12 protein-coding genes are annotated in these 15,909 nt (G+C 72.4%); 3 read left to right on the top strand and 9 right to left on the bottom strand.

Annotated elements, in window-relative coordinates; genetic code table 11:
* Positions 1-27: 27 nt before the first annotated feature.
* On the top strand, positions 28-408 hold the full coding sequence (locus AOK22_RS10825; protein ID WP_055698377.1) for a GntR family transcriptional regulator: 381 nt from the start codon (positions 28-30) through the stop codon (positions 406-408).
* 37 nt (positions 409-445) lie between these two features.
* Here AOK22_RS10825 and AOK22_RS10820 read toward each other — a convergent pair whose 3' ends face one another.
* Positions 446-1,540: a DUF5925 domain-containing protein gene (locus tag AOK22_RS10820; RefSeq protein ID WP_055698416.1), complete on the bottom strand. Its 1,095-nt coding sequence runs from the start codon at positions 1,538-1,540 to the stop codon at positions 446-448.
* A 138-nt stretch (positions 1,541-1,678) separates the two neighbouring features.
* On the opposite strand from AOK22_RS10820, the gene AOK22_RS10815 reads away from it, so the two are divergent.
* Complete coding sequence (locus AOK22_RS10815) at positions 1,679-3,106, top strand: GH39 family glycosyl hydrolase (RefSeq protein WP_055698415.1); 1,428 nt, start codon at positions 1,679-1,681, stop codon at positions 3,104-3,106.
* 64 nt (positions 3,107-3,170) lie between these two features.
* On the opposite strand, the gene AOK22_RS10810 is transcribed toward AOK22_RS10815, so the two are convergent.
* The 6 genes from AOK22_RS10810 to AOK22_RS10785 all read right to left on the bottom strand — a co-directional run bounded on the left by AOK22_RS10810 (position 3,171) and on the right by AOK22_RS10785 (position 11,770).
* Entirely contained in the window at positions 3,171-7,253 is a 4,083-nt protein-coding gene (locus AOK22_RS10810; RefSeq protein ID WP_055698376.1) for a lipopolysaccharide biosynthesis protein, read from the bottom strand.
* Complete coding sequence (locus AOK22_RS10805; protein WP_193433259.1) at positions 7,246-8,049, bottom strand: polysaccharide deacetylase family protein; 804 nt, start codon at positions 8,047-8,049, stop codon at positions 7,246-7,248. Before AOK22_RS10805 ends, AOK22_RS10810 begins: the two co-directional genes overlap by 8 nt.
* Positions 8,046-9,071: a glycosyltransferase family 2 protein gene (locus AOK22_RS10800; protein WP_055698374.1), complete on the bottom strand. Its 1,026-nt coding sequence runs from the start codon at positions 9,069-9,071 to the stop codon at positions 8,046-8,048. The genes AOK22_RS10805 and AOK22_RS10800 overlap by 4 nt, the downstream gene beginning before the upstream one ends.
* Positions 9,068-9,901 (bottom strand): glycosyltransferase family 2 protein, encoded by an 834-nt coding sequence (locus AOK22_RS10795; protein WP_055698373.1) that lies wholly within the window; start codon positions 9,899-9,901, stop codon positions 9,068-9,070. The genes AOK22_RS10800 and AOK22_RS10795 overlap by 4 nt, the downstream gene beginning before the upstream one ends.
* A gap of 362 nt (positions 9,902-10,263) precedes the next feature.
* Positions 10,264-11,364: a GNAT family N-acetyltransferase gene (locus AOK22_RS10790; protein ID WP_055698372.1), complete on the bottom strand. Its 1,101-nt coding sequence runs from the start codon at positions 11,362-11,364 to the stop codon at positions 10,264-10,266.
* 1 nt (position 11,365) lies between these two features.
* Positions 11,366-11,770: a hypothetical protein gene (locus tag AOK22_RS10785; RefSeq protein WP_237773451.1), complete on the bottom strand. Its 405-nt coding sequence runs from the start codon at positions 11,768-11,770 to the stop codon at positions 11,366-11,368.
* A 255-nt stretch (positions 11,771-12,025) separates the two neighbouring features.
* Here AOK22_RS10785 and AOK22_RS10780 point away from each other — a divergent pair, with 255 nt between their 5' ends.
* Complete coding sequence (locus tag AOK22_RS10780; RefSeq protein ID WP_055698371.1) at positions 12,026-12,847, top strand: SGNH/GDSL hydrolase family protein; 822 nt, start codon at positions 12,026-12,028, stop codon at positions 12,845-12,847.
* Positions 12,848-12,853: 6 nt separating this feature from the next.
* On the opposite strand, the gene AOK22_RS10775 is transcribed toward AOK22_RS10780, so the two are convergent.
* Both AOK22_RS10775 and AOK22_RS10770 read right to left on the bottom strand, forming a co-directional pair.
* Positions 12,854-14,545 carry a serine/threonine-protein kinase gene (locus tag AOK22_RS10775; RefSeq protein ID WP_055698370.1) on the bottom strand — a complete coding sequence of 564 codons (1,692 nt, stop codon included), beginning with the start codon at positions 14,543-14,545 and terminating at the stop codon, positions 12,854-12,856.
* A 31-nt stretch (positions 14,546-14,576) separates the two neighbouring features.
* A partial coding sequence (locus AOK22_RS10770; RefSeq protein ID WP_055698369.1) for a nickel transporter occupies positions 14,577-15,909 on the bottom strand: 1,333 nt, incomplete at its 5' end.

The raw sequence follows: 15,909 nt of genomic DNA, 5'->3' as shown, positions 1-15,909 counted from the left end.
GCGGGGTGCGTGCGGGAGAATCGGCTCGTGACTTTGAAGATCGACATCGATGGGGGCGCGGGCGACGCGCCGTACGAGCAGGTGCGGGCCCAGATCGCCGGGCAGGCGCGGTCGGGTGCGCTGCCGGTCGGCTACAAGCTGCCGACGGTGCGGGGGCTCGCGGAGTCGCTGGGGCTCGCGGCGAACACGGTGGCGAAGGCGTACCGGGCGCTGGAGGCCGACGGGGTCGTCGAGACGCGGGGGCGCAACGGCACGTTCGTCGCCGCCGCGGGGGAGGGGGCGGCTCGGGAGGCCGCCGCCGCGGCGCAGGTCTTCGCCGAGCGGGCGCGGCGGCTCGGGCTCTCCGAGGAGGACGCGGCCGCGGTGGTGCGGGACGCCCTGCGGGCGGTCTACGGGACCTCCGGCTAGGCCTCCCGCACCGTGGGCGCGGCACGGACGGCGGCTGCTACAGGTACAGGCCCGCGTCCGCGCCCTCCCTCTGGTCCGGGAGGGACGTCGGGGTCGTGCCCCGGCGGAGAGCGAAGAGTTCCGCGAGGGTCGCGCCCTCGCGGCCCACCCCCTCGTCCGTGCCGAGCCACTCCACCGCCTCGGGGCGGGTCAGCGCGCCGACCTCGATGCGGGCCAGGCAGCGGCCGGGGCGGACGACCGCGGGGTGCAGGCGCTCCAGGTCCTCGTTCGTCGTGACGCCGACCAGGACGTTGCGCCCCTGGCCGAGCAGGCCGTCCGTGAGGTTGAGCAGGCGCGAGAGCGCCTGGCCCGCCGTGTGCTTCGCCTCGCCGCGGATCAGCTCGTCGCAGTCCTCCAGGAGCAGCAGCCGCCAGCGGCCCTTCGCCGTGCCGTCGTCCTCGCCGATCGCGATGTCCATCAGATAGCCGACGTCGCTGAACAGCCGCTCCGGGTCCAGGACGCAGTCCACCTGGCACCAGTCCCGCCAGGAGCGCGCGAGGGTGCGCAGCGCCGACGTCTTGCCCGTGCCCGGCGGGCCGTGCAGCAGGAGCAGCCGGCCCGAGATGTCCTCCGGCGTCGTCTTCATCAGCTTGTCCATGGCGTCGGCCACCGGCGCCGTGTAGTTGGGCCGGACCTCGTCCCACGTGCCGGCCGAGATCTGCCGGGTGGTGCGGTGCGGGCCGCGGCGCGGGGAGACGTACCAGAACCCCATCGTCACGTTCTCCGGCTGGGGCTCGGGCTCGTCCTGGGCGCCGTCCGTGGCCTGCTTCAGGATCTTCTCGGCGAGCTCGGCGGTGGTCGCCGTCACCGTGACGTCCGCGCCGCGGTTCCAGCGGGAGATCAGCAGCGTCCAGCCGTCGCCCTCGGCGAGCGTCGCGCTGCGGTCGTCGTCGCGCGCCCCGCGCAGGACCGTCGCGCCGGGCGGCAGCAGGGTGGAACCGGACTTGACCCGGTCGATGTTCGCGCTGTGCGAGAAGGGCTGCTCGCCCGTCGCGAAGCGGCCGAGGAACAGCGCGTCCACGACGTCCGACGGGGAGTCGCTGTCGTCGACGTTGAGCCGGATCGGCAGGGCGTCGTGAGGGTTCGCAGACATGCCGACATGATCCGGCACGCACGCGCCCTCGTGCATCCGGTTTCCGCGGTGCGTCCCTTGTGTCCGCACCCGGCCCGTTACAGACCTGTCGTACGGAACCTGTCCTACCGCCAACCGCCGCCGATACTCTTGCCCCTGATGGGACGTCATGGGTGGAATTCGCAGGCACGGCGGTGGCGTCTCACCGCCCTGCTCGGCGTCGGCGCGGCCGCGGTGGCCCTGGTGATCACTCTGCTGAACGCGCTGCCCGACAGCGGCGGAAGCACCGCGGGCACCACCCCCGACGGCGACAAGGTCCACGGCACGCCCGCCGTCCCTCCCGGTGACGCCAGGCCCCAGGTGGGCTGGGGCTTCACCCACACCCAGTACAGCGCGGACGAGGGCGAGGACAGCGCCACGGACCGCGTCAAGGCCGAGCTCGCCGACCAGGGGCGGCCCGTCCCGCAGATCCAGCACATCATGGGCTGGGGCGCCGGCAACCCCGAACCGGTCCCGGGGCGCTACGACTTCTCCAACATGGACCGGCGCATGGACTTCATCCGGGCGAGCGACGGCACCCCGGTCGTCACGCTGTGCTGCGCCCCGGACTGGATGAAGGGCGGCGAGCCCGGCACGGACAACACCGACTGGAGCCAGCAGTCCCTGGAGACCGCGCCCGACCGCGCGCACTACAAGGACTACGCGAAGCTCGCCGCGACGGTGGCCAGGCGCTATCCCGACGTACGCCACTTCATCGTGTGGAACGAGTTCAAGGGCTTCTGGAACACCGGCAAGGGCCGCTGGGACTACGAGGGGTATACGGAGCTCTACAACCTCGTCTACAAGGAGCTCAAGAAGGTCAACAAGGACATCATGGTCGGCGGTCCCTACCTCGTCATGGACAGCGTCGACCCGCGCCAGACCGACGGCGTGTCCAAGGAGGTGAAGGGGCCGTGGGGCCGCATGGACCAGCGGGTCCTCGACGCCTTCGACTACTGGAACGAGCACAAGGCGGGTGCGGACTTCGTCGTCGTCGACGGCTCCAGCTACACCGTCGACGACGAGATGCTCCCCGACGAGTTCAAGGCCACCGACAAGTTCACGGCCGTCGGCAAGTGGCTGCGCGAGCGGACCGGTGACCTGCCGCTGTGGTGGGCCGAGTACTACGTGGAGCCGGGCGACAGCCAGGACAACCGCGACGACTGGTCCGAGGCGCACCGCGTGGCCGTCCAGGCCTCCGGCCTGATGGCGATGGTCCGCGGCGGCGCCACCAGCGGTTTCTACTGGAACCCGCAGAAGAAGAAGGGCGCCGGGTGCGCGGGCTGTCTGTGGACCTCCACGCGGCAGGGCGACGGCGGTGCCGCGCTGCCGATGCTGGACCTCATCGAGCGGTTCGGCAACGAGTTCGGGCCCGGCACGACGTACGAGAAGGTCCAGGTGGCCGCCGACGACCGGCCCAACGTCCGCGTCCTCGCCGACGACCGCGCGGTCCTCGTGGTGAACACCCTCGACCGGCCGATCAGCGCGAAGGTCGACGGGCAGCGGTTCGACATGAAGGGCTATGAGGTGAAGTGGCTCAAGCGGTAGCCCACTTCACCTCCGCACGCCCCGCGTCACCCGCGCGCCCGCCGGGCACCCCGGTCCCCGGCCCTCACGCCATCGTCGCGAACCGCTGGATCAGTGCCGCGACCAGCACCGCGAGCAGCGGCAGCGAGAACCAGAAGCTGCTCTGCAGCCACCGCTGCTGCCGTACGCTCGGCGCCGCCGCCACCCGCACCACCTCGCGCGTGGCGAGCAGCAGGACGACCGCGATCGCGGCGAGCCCGCCCACCACCGACCACGGCGTCCACGTCACCTGCGGTCCCGCGGGGCCGGGATCGGCCGCCGGGGCCGTGCCGTCGGGCTTCTCGCGCAGGCTGTAGAGGGTCGCGTCGTCGTTCGTGAAGACCTTCTTGAGGTCCTGGCGGTTGTCGAGGTTGTGGATGAGCCGCGGCTCCCACGTCCTCGAATAGCCCGCGTCCAGCTGGAGATACGTCGTCTGGCTGCGGTTGATCATCAGATACGAGTTGGGGCCCGCGTCCTTGAGTGCCTTCACCAGGCCCGACACCAGGACCGGGTCGGCGGGCGCGAGGGTGGGGACGTACTCCACCTTCTCCATGTCGCGGGTGCCCCACGGCATCGCGGGCGTCACGTTGTTCACCGTGTCATTGCTCATCCACAGCAGCCGTACGGTCGGGTCGTCGTGCGCGTACACGTACTCCATGGCGGTGACCTCGCCCGGACGGATCTGCTCGAAGGACTCGTTGCCCCAGCGGGCCACCAGGAAGCCGCCCACCAGGACGAGCCCGGCCATCATCGCGGCCAGCGGCGCCAGGCTCACCCGGTCGCGGTCCCGCTCCTCCACGGTGATGCCCGCCCGCGGGAACAGCGCGAGCCCGGCGAGCAGTGCCGCGCCCGGCAGCGCGAACATGAAGACGCGCAGGGCCATCTCGCCGCCGTACGACTGCATGGCGAAGCCCATGAACGGGATGAAGGCCAGCACCAGCAGCGAGCGTTCGCTGTACTTGTAGAAGCGGCGCCGCCACCAGCCCCAGCACGCGAACGCCAGGACGCCCCCGGCCATCGCCACCCGCACGTACAGCACCAGCTTGTGCGTCGAACTGCCGCCCTCGATGCGCCCGGAGACCGACGAGGACACATTGCCGCCGACCCCGCCGACCCCGCCGAACAGCTCGTCGAAGTGGCCCGACCAGTACGGCTCGGCGAGGAAGCCCAGCCACACGACGACGAGCACCCCGAAGAGGATCGGCAGGCCGCGCAGCTCACAGCGGCCGACCAGGACGAGCACCGTGAGCACGCCGAGCATCACGAACGGCGTCAGCTGGTGGGCGGGGACCGTCGCCGCGAAGAGACCGACCAGGACCAGGAGCAGCACCGCGCGCTCGCGGCGCCCGGCCGGCTCGACCTCGGTCTCGCCGGGCCGCCGCTTGGCCCACAGCATGCGCGGGGCCCGGAACCACACCATCAGGATCGCCACGAAGGCGATGTAGAGCAGGAACGTGAAGCCCTGCGGGGAGAAGTAGTCCTGGCCGACCCAGCCGCTGAGCACGAAGATCCACAGGCCCGCCCACTTGGCGCGCCAGGACGCCCGCACCGCGCGCACGAGCAGCAGCATCGGCGCCAGATAGAGCACCTGCATGAGCGTGGGCCACCAGCGGATCACCTCGGTCATGTCCGAGACGCCGCAGGCCTTGGCGACGAAGGTGGCCGCGGCGAAGAAGCCGGGCCAGCTCCAGCGCGCGTCCAGATCGGGCACCGCGGTGCCCGTCCGGTCGATGTACTCCATGAAGCCCAGGTGCTGCCAGGCCGTGGCGAACCGCGGTTCGGCCTCGATGACGGCGGGCAGCGCGTGCAGCGAGACCACGGTGGCGAGCAGCGTCACCAGGAGCAGGCCCTTGAGCGGCCGGTCCATCCAGAGCAGCGCGCCGAACACGACGACCAGCAGGGCGGCACCGAGCAGCGTCGGCAGCGGCAGGACGGAGATCAGCCCGAGGCCGCCCATGTCGTCCAGGTCCGTCTCGCCGAGACCGAGGGCGGGCAGCCAGTACAGACCGAGCGCGGCGGCGAGCAGCAGCGCCATGACGAGGACGCGGCGCCACGGCCCGCGCGGGGCGGCGACGGGCTCCTCGTCCAGCGAGCCCTCCGGCAGGTCGTCGCCCGTGTCCGGGTCCTTCTCCGGCAGGTCCTTCTCCGGCAGGTCCGTGCCGGACAGGTCCGGTTCGGGGAGGGGGAGGTCCACTCCGGAAAGGTCCACCCCCGACAGGTCCACCCCGGGCAGGTCCCTCCCGGGCAGGCACGTCCCGGCCGCGGACGGCTCCTGCGCGCGGGGCGGCTCCTCGGGCATCGGGGGAGCGTCCGGGACCGCGGGCGGGGCCACGGGAGGGGCGGCGGCCGCCGGAGCGGGCTCGGAGGCGTCCCGCCCCGGCTCGGCCACCGGAGCGGCGGACACGGACGAAGAGGGTCCGGGGGCCGGGGATCTCAGTGCCCAGGTCGGCCGGTGGTCCATGTCGTCCCCCTCGCTCTGCGCCGCGGGTGTCCCGGCGGCGGGCGTGCCAGGACCCGGCCGCACGTCCGGCCTGCGCTCCTGGTGGTCGAAGTCGAGCTGCACCGCGAGGTGGAGGGTGTCCGAGTCGAGCGACTCCCGCAGTGCCCACGCGGGCCCGTGATGCTCCTTGCGGCCCTTGCCGGGGGCGCCGTCCTCCGCGCCGCCCCCGGCCGCCGCGGCGGAGTTCCGCGCCCGCACCTGCTCCGCGGGCGCGTCCGGCGTCCCCAGGTCGGCCAGGTCCCCGTCCGGCGCGGCCCCCTCGGCCGGCCGGGCCGGGGCCGCCGTCCGCGTCACCCGGTACAGCTTCGGTGCGGCGATGGCCACGATCACCGCCAGGCTGGAGATCTCCGCGATGCCCGCGCCCGTCAGCCCCATGCGCGGCAGCAGGATCAGCGTCAGCCCGAGGACCAGGACGCACAACAGGCCCTGGAGCCAGGCGATCCCGGAGGTCTTGCTCTGCGCGCGCTGCACCGCGAAGTACGTCTCCATGACGACCCGCAGCAGCGCCCCCACCGCGAACCAGCGCAGCAGGGGAGTGGCCGCGTCCGCGTACCCCTGCCCGAACAGGCGCAGGACGAAGGGCGCGGTCACGAAGAGGATCCCGCACACCGGCAGCATGATCAGCGCCATCCGGCGCAGCGCCGAGCGGGTGTTGGCGGCCAGCAGCGCCGGGTCGTGCGCCCCCTCGACGGTCAGGGAGGCGCCCATGTTGATGGCGAGGAGGTTGATCGTGCCGCCGATGGTGGTCGTGATGTAGAAGTACGCGTTGTCGACCGAGCTGACCTGCGAGGCGACGATCACCGGGACGAGATAGACCACGGCGAGGGAGAAGAGCGAGCCGGTGTAGTCGCCCGCCAGGAAGCGGCCGATCTCGCGGAGCGTCGGCGGATGCGCCTTGCCGTCGGTGGCCCGCACGTGGCGCGGCACGAGCCGCCGGAAGACCAGCCAGCCGAGCGGGATCACCGACACCAGGATCGAGGCGACCCAGGAGACGAAGACGCCGGCGGTGGGGATCGCCGCGGCCATCGCGATGAGCAGCCCGAGCTTGGCCACCGAGAAGACGGTGTTGCCGACGGGCACCCACAGCGCGTTGCGCAGCCCGGTCAGGACGCCGTCCTGGAGGGTCAGCACCGACCAGGCGACGACGGCCAGGATGAACCCGATCCCGTGCACGGGGCCGTGCAGGAAGCGGTACGAGGGCCCCCACAGGTCGAGCGTGAGCAGGAAGACCACCGCGGCGAGCGCCACGGCCACCGAACTTCCCGCGTACGTGCGGAAGATGAGCTTTCCGGTGGCGCGTCCCGCGATCGGTATGAACCGCGCGAGGGCGCCCGTCAGCGTCACCGCGGTGAGCCCCGCGAGGAGCTTCATCGCCGCGATCGCCGCCGAGCCCTGGCCGACCGCCGACTCCGAGTAGTACCGGGCTGCGGCCAGCCAGAAGCCGACGCCGAGCACGCCGGAGATGCCCGTGTTGAGCATCAGGGCATAGGCGTTGCGGAACAGCGGGCTGCCGCCGCCCCCACCCGGCAGGCGCATTCTGCGGGGCCTGCCGGACTTGCCGGACGTCGCTGACCGTCCGGTGCTCGCGGACCCAGGGGCATCGGCCTGGGCCGTGGTCGTGTCAGACACGGGAACGAATGGCCTTCCGGCGGACCTGTCGTGCTCTGCGGACCATCGCGTACCCCTTGGTGAGGGCGCGGTCCCTGGCGAAGTTGCGGCCGATCGAGCGGCCCGTCACGAGCCGCTCGAACTCCTCGGGCTCGGTGGCGCGGCGCACGGTGACCCGCCGCAGCGCGTACGGGCCCTGGGCGCGGCGGGCCAGGCCGTTGCCGACGGCGAGGGCCTGGGTGAAGCCGGTCTCGCGCACCCGCTCGCGCACCCGGCGGCTGGAGTAGCCGTACGGATAGGCGAAGGACGCGGGCCGGGTGCCCAGCTCGTCGGCGACGATGTCGCGGCAGCGCCGCAGCTCGAACCGGAGCCCGTCGTCGGTGAGCTGGTCGAGCTCGGGGTGGGTGTGGCTGTGCCCGCCGATCTCCGTGCCCGCGGCGGCGAGTTCGCGCACCTGGTCCCAGTCGAGCATGCGGTCGAGGCCGCCCCCGGTGTCGTACTCCCCGCGCAGCCAGCCGGTGGAGACGAACAGGGTCGACACGAAACCGTGCCGGGCGAGGGCGGGCAGGGCGTATCGGTGCACGCCTTCGTAACCGTCGTCGAAGGTGATGAGTACCGGCCGTTCGGGCAGCGATTTCCCCGACTCACGCCAGAGCGCGGCCAGTTGGGCGGTCGTGAGCGGGGTGAAGCCCCGCTCGCCGAGCACCTCCATCTGCTGCTCGAAGGCCTCGGGCGACACCGAGAGCTCGTGCGTCGCCTCGTTCGGCACGTGCGCGATCGCGTGGTACATGAGTATCGGCACGGGATCCGTTCTCATGCGGCAGCCCCCTCGCCCCCCGTGCCCTCGCCGTCGTCGGCAGGGGCCGGACCGGCGATCTCCACGACGGAGAACGTGGCGCCTCCCCTGCGCGCACGGATGCTGCCGAGCACATACCCCCCGGCCGCGGCGGCCACTCCCGCCACGATGGCGCCGGCCCGGCCCGCGCCGCCCGGCCGCCCGAGCGCGGCGTCCCGCAGGCCGCGGACGATCCCGGCGGGCAGCACGCGCGTGGTGTAGCGGCGCTCGGACTCGAGTCCCTTGTCCGCGCCGACACTTCGGGCCACGAGCGCCTTCGAGAGGCCTTCCGCGTACGTCCGCGTACGGAAGTAGGGGAAGCGCTCCCGCGCCGCCGGCACCCGGTGGTGGATCACCGAGCGGTCGTCGATGAGCAGGACCGCGTCCGGCAGGGCGCGGGTGAGGCGGATGCAGAACTCCGTCTCCTCGCAGCCCAGCGGACGCTTGTCGCCGTCCCGCCCGATGCCCGTGGCGAAGCCGCCCGCCACGTCGAAGGCGGACCGCCGGAAGGAGGCGTTGCCGCCGAGGACGTTGCGGACGCGGACCCGGCCCGGGGGGAGCCCCCGGTAGGTGCAGCCCACCACCCAGTCGAACTCCTCGGGGAACCAGCCGGGCCGGCGGCCCGACTCCCAGGCGGGCATGGTGCGGCCGCCGACGGCGAGCACCCGCGGGTCCTCGAACCCCTCGGCGAAGTGGCGCAGCCAGTCCCGCTCGGCGACGGCGTCGTCGTCGAGGAAGGCGATGATCTCGCCGCGGGACGCGGCGATCCCGGTGTTGCGGCCCGCCGACAGGCCGCGGGGGCCCGCGTTGGCGAGCACCCGCACGTCCTCGGTCTCCTTGTACTCCCTGGCCAGGCGGTCCAGGAGCGTGGCGTTGTGGTCCACCACGAGCAGGGTCTCCACGGCCGCCAGCGACTGCGCCCGCACCGAGGAGACCGCCGCGAGGATGTCCTCCCAGCGGTCCTCGGTGTACACGCAGATGACGACGGATATCTCCGCGCTCAAGACACCTCTCCCTGGCCGGTGCGGAAGGGGAGGTCCCGCGCGCCCTTGCGCCGTGCGGCGCGCCTGACGCGGTTCGAGCGCTCGGTGAGGATCACCTTCAGGACGCGGATGCCGTCGCGGACGGCGCTGAGGTTGCTGGTGCCGTGGATCCGCAGGTACTCGTGGCTGGGGATCTCCTGCACCTTGAGCCCGGCCTTGACGACCCGGATGTTCATCAGGGTCTCGACCTCGAAGCCGGTGCAGTCGAGCTCGATCTTGTCGAGGCAGTGCCGCCAGAACGCGTTGTAGCCGTAGCAGAGGTCGGTGTAGCGGGCGCCGAACTTGGCGTTGACCACGGAGCACAGGACGTGGTTGCCGAGCTTGCGGATCGGCGTCATGTCGTCCGTGCCGCCGCCGTTGGCGAAGCGGGAGCCCTTGGCGAAGTCGGCGCCCGAGACGAGGGCGGAGACGTAGGAGACGATCTCGCTGCCGTCGGCCGAGCCGTCCGCGTCGACCATCACGATGATGTCGCCCGTGCACGCGGCGAAGCCGGTGATCAGGGCGTCGCCCTTGCCCTTGCCGAGCTGGCGGACGACCTTCACGTCCGGCCACAGCTCGCGGGCCACGGCCACCGTGTCGTCGGTGGAGTTGCCGTCCACGAGGACGACCTCATGGATCCAGTCGGGCAGTGTCTTGAAGACGTACGGAAGATTCTCCGCCTCGTTCATGGCCGGGATCACGACGCTCACGGGTGGAGCGATGGCCAAGTGCGTGGAGATCGGACGGTAGTTCTTGGAGATGTTGTCTAACGGGTCCTGTCCGGCATCTGCCGGGCGCACAAAAGAACTCATGAGTCCGTTGGTCCCTCTCGTCCGGTGGACCGCCCGCCCCCGGGCGGTCCGGTAATTGATCCGGTTCGAAAGGGGGGTTCTCACGCGAGCATGACGAAATAGATCTCCGTGCATGCCGGGTGAGCTGGCATTGCGCGGGACGTGACTCGGTCAAAGAGCGATCACCGAGCACGGCACCCCCCTACCGCGCCCCGCAACTGCACCATCGCGATCTTGAGCCCTCCCCTAGATCGCATTGCGTGATGGACCGTTGCGGGTGGATGTACGACGGTATTGATGATTGAGACTGTATGGCAAGACCTGGAAGGTGGCCTCACTTTTTTCATGATTTGGGCCATCTATGAGGTCACATTCGGACTGCCTTATTCCCGGCCGTGTGATCGAAATTGGCCCACCCTTTTGAGCAGCCTGTCCGCGGGCTCGAACAATTCCGGCCGTGACTGCACGGTGTTCCGCAGCGCCCTGACCGGGGCGCGCCGCGCCCGGTGTCCGAACGCGACCGGGTGGCGGAGCGCCACCCACCCCTCGGACACGCTCAGTTCGCGTGTCTTGAGGGAGTCCTTGTACGCCTTCTGGCCCCGGCCGAGGTCGAGATACGCGATCCCCTCGGCGGCGGCGGCCTCGGCCATGCGCAGGTGCAGGACCAGACCGGGCGAGTACCTCGAGAACGCCGGGTCGTACGCCGGGAACCAGCAGGCGAGGACCCGCTCGGACCGCAGTCCGAAGTGCGCGGCGACCGGCACGTCGGCGACGTAGAGGACCGAGAGGATCCCGGCGAACGAGTCGGAGCGGGTGTGGAAGAGCCGGCGCACCAGCTGGGATATCCAGGGGTGCGCGAAGCGGTCGCTGCGCCCCGTCCTGCGGTACTGCGCGGACTTCCAGCCCATCAGGATGGCCAGGACCTCGGGGTCGCGCTCGTCGTGGACGTAGCGCACCGCGCCGTGGTCGCGGGCCAGTCTGCGGTCCTTGGCGAGCGTCGTCCGGGTGAACTTCGGTGAACGCTCGCGCAGGTGGCCGAGATAGGCGTCGTATCCCTGGTCGATGTCCATCACGGGCGAAGGGAACGAGCCGGACGCGCCGGTCTCGAAAGGCCCCTGGCCGCCGACCAGGTGGTCGAACTCCCACACCACGAGCCCGCAGGCCCGCAGCAGCTGCCGGGCGTCCCACGCGAAGCCGGGTCCGTGCACCAGACCCTGGCAGTCGGAGACGCCGAGACCGATGGCCCGGCCGACGCCGGTGGCGGATCTCTGGAACGGGAAGAACGCGGCCGGCTCGCCGCCCTCGTACGCGACGGCTATCCGCACCCCGCGCCGCCACTGCCCCGTCGCGAGCGCGAACTCCGGTGACAGGAAGGGGTTGGCGAGGTCGGGCGAGCCGTTCAGATGCGCCTTGGACTGGAGCGCGGTCCAGGCCGCCCGGTCGGCGGAGGTGAGGTCGCCGGGGCGGTGCACGGTGATGTTCACGTCAGGAAGTCCACCTTCTCGCCGTACGGCGGCGTGGGCGTCGGGCCACGGTCAGCAGGAGGAACAGCGCGCTGAGCACGGTGACGGCGACGACTCCGCCTCGTATCGACCACACGTGCAGGGCGAGCATGCCCTGGGCCACGAGGATGTCGACCGCGACGGCGCCCGAGACGGCGGCCACGGCGCGCCCCCAGGGGTCCAGTGCCCCCAGCGCGGCGCCGATCGCCGCCGCGGGCGCGGCGAGGAGGAAGAAGAGAGTGAAGGGCCCGCGCAGCGGCGAGTCCAGATCGACGAGCGCGAGCATCGCGCCCACGCCGCCCACGGCGACGGCCACCCCGGCCAGCAGCGGTGAGAACTCTCTGCCGCGGTGCTGTCCGGTCTGCTGCCCTGTGTCTCCTGGCAGCACCTTGCTCCTGATGGTCTGCATTGGCGACTTTGCCCCCCAGCGCGCCGGATGCCGGGCTTCAATGTCGCGCAGTCGCGGGCGGCGCGTCAAGATGCGCAGGAAGCGTGCAGATGTTCCCTGTCGACCCCCTCCGTGTTGGGTGAACTCCCTGTGCGGGCAAGGGAATTGTTGACGAATTCATTGACATGGACACTATCGGTGGCCAGTGGTGCGTGCTACCACAGTCGAGGCAGAAATCCTGCTAAGGGAGGTTGCATGAGATTGTCCCGAATCACGGCATACATGTTCTCGCTCCTGCTTGCCGTCGCCTTCGCCCTGACCGGGGCGGGAGTGGCGCAGGCCGACCAGTCGTCCGACCAGCGGGCCGCCGCCACGGGCTATGTGGCCCTCGGCGACTCCTACTCGTCGGGTGTCGGCGCGGGCAACTACGACAGCGGCAGCGGCGACTGCAAGCGCAGCACCCGCGCCTACCCGGCCCTGTGGGCGGCCGCCCATTCACCCTCGAGCTTCAATTTCGTGGCGTGCTCGGGTGCTCGTACGGGTGATGTCCTGTCGAAGCAGCTGGGCCCGCTCAACTCCGGCACCGGCCTCGTCTCGCTCTCCATCGGAGGCAACGACGCCGGCTTCTCCGACGTCATGACGACCTGCGTCCTGCAGTCCGAGAGCAACTGCCTCGCGCGGGTCGACGAGGCGCGCAAGTACGTCGACTCGACACTCCCCGGCAACCTCGACAAGGTGTACGACGCGATCCGCGCGAAGGCTCCCTCCGCCCGCGTCGTGGTGCTCGGCTACCCCCGCTTCTACAAGCTCAACGGCAGCTGCACGACCGGGCTGTCCGAGCGTGAGCGGTCCGCCATCAACTCCGCGGCCGACCACCTCAACTCCGCCACCGCCAAGCGCGCCGCCGACCACGGCTTCACGTTCGGCGATGTCACGGGGGCCTTCACCGGGCACGAGATCTGCTCGGGCAGCGCCTGGCTGCACAGCGTCAACTGGCTGAACATCGGAGAGTCCTACCACCCCACCGCTGCCGGACAGTCCGGCGGCTACCTCCCGGTGTTCACCTCGGCGGCCTGAGCCCGCCTATTGGTACGGCGTGTAGGAGCCCCCGCCCGTCGGGGTCTCCTGCTCGCACGTCACCGAGTACGCGACCGAGTTCGAGGTGGCGGCCACCGGCTTGCGCACCTCCACGCTGATCGAGTTCTCGTACGTCCCGCCCCCTTGGTCGTACGCCGTCTCCACGTGGTTCACCTGACGCGTCCTGCTCCCGCCCGACGGGAACGACAGCGTCTTCCACCCGGGTTCGCTCGGCTCGCCGGACGCCGTCACCCAGCGGTACTCCACGGTGGTGGGGACGCGCCCCACCGTGAACGTCGCGGTGAACGACGGCGCCAGACCGGCCGTCGGCGGACAGACGCCCGCGTACTGCGTATGCGTACCGGACACGTGCACCTTCACGGTCTGGGCGGGCGGAGTGGTCTTCCCGCCGCCGCCGTTCCCGCCGCCTCCATTGCCGTCGGTGCTGCCGTCCGTGGAGCCGCCCGTGGAGCCGCCGCCGTCGCTGCCCCCGCTCGACGAGCCGCCCCCGTTGCTCCCGCCGCCGTCGGACCCGCCGCCCGAGCCGCCGTTCGACCCGCTGCTTCCGCCCGTGCCGCCGCCCGTGGAACCGCCGCCGCTGTCCCCGGAGCCGCCGCTGCCGCTGCCGCCTCCGCCGTCGTCGCGGTTGACCAGGGCGTACGTGACGCCGCCGATGGCCAGCGCCAGGGCGACGAGCCCCGCCACCAGGACGGCCACCGCGCGGCGCGGGCGCTCCGGCCGGGTCACGGCCGTGTCGGCGGTGCCCGCCGCGGGAACCGGCGGCGCGACGGGCAGCGGCGCGGGCGGCGTCGGCCGCTCGGCGGTGACCGTCGGCGTGTAGGGCAGGGCGGTCTCCACGCGCGGGGTGCCGCCCGAGGCCACGGTCCGCAGATCGCGCTCGGCGTCGGCGGCCGACATCCGCGCGTCCGGGTCCTTGCGCAGCAGCCCCTCGATGACGGGGGTCAGCGGCCCGGCGTTGCGGGCGGGCGGCAACTCCTCGTCCACGACCGCGCGCAGGGTGCTCAACGGGGTGTCCTGGCGGAACGGCGAACTGCCCTCCACCGCCGCGTACAGCAGTACGCCGAGGGACCACAGGTCGGAGGCGGGGCCGGGGCGCTGCCCCAACGCCCGCTCCGGCGCCAGGAATTCGGGCGAGCCGACGACCTCGCCGGTCATCGTCAGCGCGGAGCTGCCCTCGACCATGGCGATCCCGAAGTCCGTGAGGACGACCCGGCCGTCGTTGGCGATGAGGACGTTGCCGGGCTTGACGTCGCGGTGCAGGACACCGGCGTCGTGGGCGGCGCGCAGGGCGGCCAGCACCTCGGCGCCGATGTGGGCGGCGCGCTGCGGCGGCATCGCGCCCTCGCCCTCCAGCACGTCGGACAGGGACAGCCCCCGCACGATCTCCATCACGATCCAGGGCCGCCCGCCTTCGATCGCGACGTCGTAGACCGTGACCACGTTCCGGTGGGGGATGCGGGCGGCGGCCCAGGCCTCGCGCTCCAGGCGGGCGTAGAGCCGGTCGACCTCGCCCGCGGGGAGCCCGGCGGGCGCGCGCACCTCCTTGACGGCCACCTCGCGCCCGAGCACGTCGTCACGGGCCCGCCAGACGGTGCCCATGCCGCCCTCGCCCAGGGGGTCGAGGAGGCGGTACCGCCCGGCGATCACGCGCTCTGGCTGACTCACGGGCGCCCCCATCCGCAGCGGTGCGATTCTCCACAAAACTAGCTCAACCGAGCGCCGTTGCGGCCCCCTTGAACACCAATCCGCACCCGAGGGCGAGCACCACGCAGGCCGATCCGAGCGGCAGGAACCGCCCGGTGCGGTGCCGCAGCCACCGCGGCCCGAGCCTGCGCCCCGCGATGTCGCCCAGGCGGACGACGAGGAACCCGGCGGCCGTCAGCGTCAGCGCGAGCCCCGCGCCGTACGCCACCACGAGCAGCAGCCCGAACCAGGCCTCGCCGAGGGCGGCGGCGCCGACGAGGACGACGACGGCGGAGGGGCTGGGCACGAGCCCGCCGGCGAAGCCGAGGAAGAGGGTGCCGCGGAGGCTGGTCGGGGGGTGGTGGTGATGAGTGTGGCCGTGGTGGTGCCGATGCCGCCTTCGCGCCCACGCCCGCCGTACGAGAAGCACCCCCGCTCCGGTGACGAGCAGCCCGCTGACCACGCCGAGCCAGGCGACCACCGAGGGGGCCGCGGCGGAACCACCGCTGACGAGGAGTCCGAGGACGAGGACGCCCAGGGTGTGGGTGACCGTCACCGACCCCGCGAGCGGCAGCACGTCGCGCGCGGTGGCCCGGCCGCGGGCGGCGGCGGTGGCGGCCATCAGCGTCTTGCCGTGGCCGGGGGCGAGGGCGTGCAGGGCGCCGAGGAGCAGGGCGGTGCCCAGGGCGAGGGCGGCGAAGGCCGGGGTCAGCGGGTGCCGGCCGACGAGCCCCGTCAGGGCCTCGGCCCAGCGGTCGGCGCCGCGCGGCAGCACCGAGGCGGCGCCTTCTGGGGTCCGCCCGTCGTCGGCGAGTGCCGGGCCGCCGGGCCGGATCCGCACGGCGGCGGACGTGGTGCCCGGGGACTGCGATCCCTTCGGGTAGCGGGTGAGCCGTGCCGACGCGGAGGTCTCCGGTACGTCGGAGCGGGTCAGGGTCATGCGGTCGCCGCGGGCGGTGGTCTCGCGCCAGCCGGGGCGGTCGGGGGAGCCGGCGTCGAAGGTGACCGTGGCGGTGCGGTCGCGGGGCAGGGGGGTGGTGTACGCGCACTCCACGCGGAGCGTGTCGAGTCCCGCCTGGCCGGGCCTCCGTTCGGCCCGCGCGGTCCTCGCGGTGAGCTTCGCGGGGCGGCCGTCCACGGTGACGCGGGTGTCCTCGGCGGCGGCGCGGCAGCGGGCGCGGGCCCAGGGGGTGAGGCCCGCTTCGCGGATGCGGGGGGCCGCTTGGGCGGCCGGGATCTCGGCGAGGTCCTCGACGTGGTCGAGCGTCAGCCGTCCCGGGGTGGCGACGAGGCCGTCGTACTGGTTGACGGTGAAGTTGCCCAGGGGGTGGGCGGAGGCGGTGGCGGCGGGCCCGCCG

The organism is Streptomyces silaceus (assembly GCF_001419745.1).
GTDB lineage: Bacteria > Actinomycetota > Actinomycetes > Streptomycetales > Streptomycetaceae > Streptomyces > Streptomyces silaceus.
This window is presented reverse-complemented; position numbering and strand designations above follow the sequence as displayed.

What these genes read in the sequence shown, in the direction of transcription:
- AOK22_RS10775 (WP_055698370.1), bottom strand. Translation starts at nt 14,545, where the DNA reads ATGGGGGCGCCCGTGAGTCAGCCAGAGCGCGTGATCGCCGGGCGGTAC.
- AOK22_RS10795 (WP_055698373.1), bottom strand. Translation starts at nt 9,901, where the DNA reads ATGAGTTCTTTTGTGCGCCCGGCAGATGCCGGACAGGACCCGTTAGAC.
- AOK22_RS10820 (WP_055698416.1), bottom strand. Translation starts at nt 1,540, where the DNA reads ATGTCTGCGAACCCTCACGACGCCCTGCCGATCCGGCTCAACGTCGAC.
- AOK22_RS10805 (WP_193433259.1), bottom strand. Translation starts at nt 8,049, where the DNA reads ATGAGAACGGATCCCGTGCCGATACTCATGTACCACGCGATCGCGCAC.
- AOK22_RS10780 (WP_055698371.1), top strand. Translation starts at nt 12,026, where the DNA reads ATGAGATTGTCCCGAATCACGGCATACATGTTCTCGCTCCTGCTTGCC.
- AOK22_RS10815 (WP_055698415.1), top strand. Translation starts at nt 1,679, where the DNA reads ATGGGACGTCATGGGTGGAATTCGCAGGCACGGCGGTGGCGTCTCACC.